Annotated in this window: 4 protein-coding genes and 2 pseudogenes; 4 read left to right on the top strand and 2 right to left on the bottom strand. The window is 37.7% G+C overall.

The window, feature by feature from the left end; all coding sequences use genetic code 11:
* A pseudogene (locus tag K8S13_RS16545) lies at positions 1-330 on the top strand (NADH:flavin oxidoreductase); the annotation flags it as partial.
* Positions 331-403: 73 nt separating this feature from the next.
* Here the strand turns inward: K8S13_RS16545 and K8S13_RS25745 are convergent.
* Positions 404-676, bottom strand: a complete 273-nt coding sequence (locus K8S13_RS25745; RefSeq protein WP_367172684.1) for a type II toxin-antitoxin system YafQ family toxin — start codon at positions 674-676, stop codon at positions 404-406.
* Complete coding sequence (locus K8S13_RS16540) at positions 676-936, bottom strand: type II toxin-antitoxin system RelB/DinJ family antitoxin (protein ID WP_291464193.1); 261 nt, start codon at positions 934-936, stop codon at positions 676-678. The genes K8S13_RS25745 and K8S13_RS16540 overlap by 1 nt, the downstream gene beginning before the upstream one ends.
* 245 nt (positions 937-1,181) lie before the next feature.
* Between K8S13_RS16540 and K8S13_RS16535 the strand changes: the two genes are divergently transcribed.
* From K8S13_RS16535 to K8S13_RS16525, 3 genes and pseudogenes are all read left to right on the top strand, one after another.
* Entirely contained in the window at positions 1,182-1,865 is a 684-nt protein-coding gene (locus K8S13_RS16535; protein ID WP_291464191.1) for a WbqC family protein, read from the top strand.
* 1,306 nt (positions 1,866-3,171) lie between these two features.
* Positions 3,172-3,264 (top strand): annotated as a pseudogene (locus tag K8S13_RS16530) (transposase); the annotation flags it as partial.
* Positions 3,265-3,589: 325 nt separating this feature from the next.
* Positions 3,590-4,054 carry a response regulator gene (locus tag K8S13_RS16525; RefSeq protein WP_291464189.1) on the top strand — a complete coding sequence of 155 codons (465 nt, stop codon included), beginning with the start codon at positions 3,590-3,592 and terminating at the stop codon, positions 4,052-4,054.
* Positions 4,055-4,254 lie beyond the last annotated feature (200 nt).

The following is a 4,254-nucleotide window of genomic DNA, read 5'->3' as shown; positions in this document are numbered from 1 at the left end:
ATAGAAATGCTGGAGAAAATGGGTAAGGATATCGGAAAATCAACCAAGTGGGGCATGATGCAGGATCTTGGCCGGTATAATGTAAAAACCATGACAGACAGCAAAGCAATAAAAATCACCCCCAAAGGTCTAAATATTGAACAGGATGGGGACATTCATGAGATAGAGGCGGATACAGTTGTGATTGCAGCAGGTTCTGTTCCAAACAATCCCCTTGAGTCCGTGCTTGAAAAAATAGGTTTGGAATACAGGGTTATCGGGGATGCAAAACAGGTTGCCACGGCTTTTGAAGCTGTCCACCAGGGCTATAAGGTTGGATTGGAAATATAAAAAACAAAATAGTAAAGTCTGTCCAGAATGTGGAAATGAATCAGCACAGCGATTATTGGGCTCTCCCTTGCTATTATTTCCGAAAAAGATCAGAATGGGTTCCTGTACGTTCGAATATGATACGGTTCTCTTCGATTTTGTAAATTAGAAGCCAATTTGATTCAATGTGGCAATCCCTGCGCCCTTTCCAATTGCCGATGAGTTTATGATCACGGTGAATAGGGTCCAGAGATTCTTCTGCAATCAAGGAACGAATGATTATTTTTAGTTTTTCGAGGTTCTTGGCACGCCTTTGCACTCGTTTTACATCTTTATCAAATTGGCGAGTAAATACGGGAGTAAGCATTAGATACCAAGTTTGCCAAACATATCATCGGCGTTTTTGCAAACAACCAAGTTACGGCCGGCATCGGTATTATCAAATGTTCGATGTGTGGTTACATTCGGAATGATAACTTCAAAGGGTAAACCATTTCGTAATTCCACCTGTTTATAAAATAGTGTGATTGCTTGTGTTGTTGTTAATCCTAATTTGCTGAAGACATGCTCTGCTTTATTTTTAAGATCGGGATCAACTCTGGCCCGTATGGTTGCTGTTTTACTCATAATTCACCTCCATTTTATAAATTGAGCGTGACACAAATGGGGCACATTGTCAATATTTTGATGCTGTCATATTTTGATGCTGTCCACCATGGCTATAAGATTGGATTGAAGATTTAATCTCGAAGACTATGTAAATTACCAGGAAGACATGATTTTGCTTGCAGACATCCCTGATATTCCATAAAATCGTTATGAATGATTCAGGCAGTAAAAAGTTCACGGATTCATTGCAGGGGAGAAGTCAAATGATTGTATCAACTTGCCAGCCGTTTTTTGCGCCGTATCCAGGCTTTTTTTACAAGGCACACCTGTCCGATCTTTTTATTATTCTTGATACGGTACAGTTTCCGCGGGGCACAACCTGGATAACAAGGAACCGGTTTAAAAATGATCAGGGGGCCATGTGGTTGACCGTGCCGGTATGGAAAAAGGGATTGGGATTTCAGAAAATCAACCAGATCAGGATCTGCCATGAAGGCAGGTGGGCGGCAAAGCATCTGGAAAGTCTGAAAATTGCCTATGGGCATGCGCCATTTCTGGAGGATCACATCAAAATTTTTAAAGAAATTTTTTCAAAAAAAACTCAAAAAGCTGCTGACCTGAATATCAGGATCATCCGTCATATAACCCGCCACCTCAGAATTAATACAAAACTCGTACTTCTCTCCAGCCTGGGGCTCAAATCAGGGGGCAGTCAGCTTCTCATAGATATCTGCAAAACAACAGGAGCTGACTGTTTTCTGGCACAAAATTCCGCCAGAAAATTTATTAATGCAGATCTGTTTAATAAAGAAAATATCTCCCTTGAATTCGTCAAGATCCCTTCACCTGTCTATCCCCAGTTGTGGGGAGAGTTTATTCCCAATCTTTCTGCCTTTGACCTGCTCCTGAACTGCGGTCCGAAATCACACCATATCCTTTTTCATTGATTGTCTTCAGGGCATAAAAATCACTGCTGAAAATATTTATTTCTTCTTTTCTTTTTTTAATCTTCGTTTTTCCTTTAGATTAAGCTGGGCCTTTTTCTGCTGTTCCTTTTTGCCTTTGTCTTTTTTCCCCTTCTCACCCATGTCTATTTCTCCTTGTTTGAAAATGGATTACACCGAACTGTGGCGGCTTCTCCAACAGCACTTCCCCATCGATCTTTTTTTAAAAATAAAAATTAAATCATAAAAAAAAATTCGTATAAACTTATACGTTTTGCAAATAAGAACCGAGCCAACAGGTTTGCCACGCTCTAAAGCATTTGGATTATATAAATACAACAAGAACACATTTGATTTCCAATACAATTTCGATAAAATTCAGTGTACTATATATTGGAGTGCAAAACAAATTATATTACAGAAATGAATTTCAATTGGGAAAGCGCACAATCAATTAAATCAAGCTTGATACACTTGATCTTTTCAGATCCCAGAAGATAATTATTATGTTTTATTTATTCCAATAAATCCAGCTAACATCAAGGCTATTCCAAGAAAATAACAATAGCTGCCATTATCGATAAAATAATACCCGGCAATAAGCAGGATAATTCCTACCAATCCTATGAAGCAAAAAAAATTTCTCATACTATCCTCAAATTTAAACTTTTTAAACTGCCATTTTTAATATTGGTTTAAAGGACAAGAGGATATTTGTCAAAAAGAAATTATAATTCAGAAAAATAGGGTTATGTGTCAGAGAATTACCAAAAATAAAATACCAGAAGTCAAAATTTCAGATTTGAAAAGAAAAATTGACCTGTTAAAATTTTGTACCCAAAAATTGAAATTGAACAGTTGTTTTATCAATGCTCAGGGTTGATATTATTTTCATCATCCCAAAAAATACATTCCACTAGGTAAAAACCCCTATTTTTAATAGTCTTCACGAATTTTCCTTGAATTCTCCTTCCCCAAGTGCAATAAACCAATAACAAATTCAACTCCAAATTCGTCATAACCTGAAGGGTCCCGGATTTATGGCCAAAGAAAAGAAGTATTAAGATATTTAAAGAATGGTTCAAGATTATTCCATCAGACATGATACTGGATTTTAGATATGATGAAATTGAAATAGAAGATTATTGAAAAAAAGGTTCAGAATACAAATTGCCGGGGAAAGGATTTCTGTTCCTCCCGATGCTATATTTAATATTGAACATGAAAGAGAGGTGATAGCATGAGACCTTCAACATCAGCCCCTCAACCGTTCAAAAATGGGAGCAGGGGAATAAAACTGGTATCATTGATATCTGCCCATGAATTTATCCGCAGGTTCTTGCTTCATGTACTCCCGCATAATTTTATGAAGATCCGGTATTTTGGATTTTTATCACACAGAAACAAAAAACTGCCCAATCAGTTTTTAAACTCTTCATGACCAAAATTTAAATTGAGGTTCAAGATCAGATCGCAACTCAAGCGATACCGGATCGCTATGTTAAAATCAAAAGTTGAGATAAAACGCTCTTCTATTTAGTTCTCAGTATAAAATGGATTTATTATGGCCCTGAATTATAGTCAGCACCATATCAGAAAGGATATCGCTTGATCTTTATGATTATGATTTTTTCAATAATTTAATGTCACTTTTCATCCACCAAATATTTTGATATGATTTTTTGATCAACGCCTCATTAAAAATAGTATTGGGAAAGGAGGGGCACATGGACACATTCAATTTTCTCCTTGTCGATGACGAAAAGCCATTTATTGAAACTCTCGCGCAACGACTTCGCCAGAGAGGTTTTACCGTGGATTGCGCTTTTTCCGGGGTAGAGGCATTGAGCCAACTCGAAAACGACAAAACCATTGATGTTGTTGTTATAGATATGAAAATGCCTGGTCTTGATGGTATTGAAACTGTTAAAAAACTCAAAAAAAAACACCCTCTTGTGGAAGTCATTATGCTAACAGGCCACTCTACAATTCTTTCTGCCGTTGAAGCGATTAAATTTGGTGCCTTCGATTATTTGACAAAGCCTTGTGACTTAAATCATCTCATTTCCGTAGCAAAACAAGCCGTTTCCAGGAAAAAAGAGCGTGAAGCTAAAATTTTTGATGTAAGAATAAAACTATATATCACACAACAAGAGCGTGCCGAACTGATATCCCAAATATTAGAGAGTTAATGTAAACCTCCTCCTCGTATAAAGGTTTTTAAATCAGGCTTGAAAAAGGCGACAGCCTTTTTCAACACCTTTTTTATCCCAGGCAGCGTAGCTGCCTGGGGGCCGCAATCGCAGCGATTGCGGCGTTACGTGACATTTGCCTTTCAGTGTTATTTTGGCCATAATAGCCGGAAGGCTGCCGGGGTTCGGCTTCTCCTCCT

Source organism: Desulfobacula sp. (genome assembly GCF_021107415.1).
This window is presented reverse-complemented; position numbering and strand designations above follow the sequence as displayed.

Bases quoted from the DNA above. Each gene is read 5' to 3' on its own strand.
- K8S13_RS25745 (WP_367172684.1), bottom strand. From the start codon at position 676: ATGCTTACTCCCGTATTTACTCGCCAATTTGATAAAGATGTAAAACGA.
- K8S13_RS16540 (WP_291464193.1), bottom strand. From the start codon at position 936: ATGAGTAAAACAGCAACCATACGGGCCAGAGTTGATCCCGATCTTAAA.
- K8S13_RS16535 (WP_291464191.1), top strand. From the start codon at position 1,182: ATGATTGTATCAACTTGCCAGCCGTTTTTTGCGCCGTATCCAGGCTTT.
- K8S13_RS16525 (WP_291464189.1), top strand. From the start codon at position 3,590: ATGGACACATTCAATTTTCTCCTTGTCGATGACGAAAAGCCATTTATT.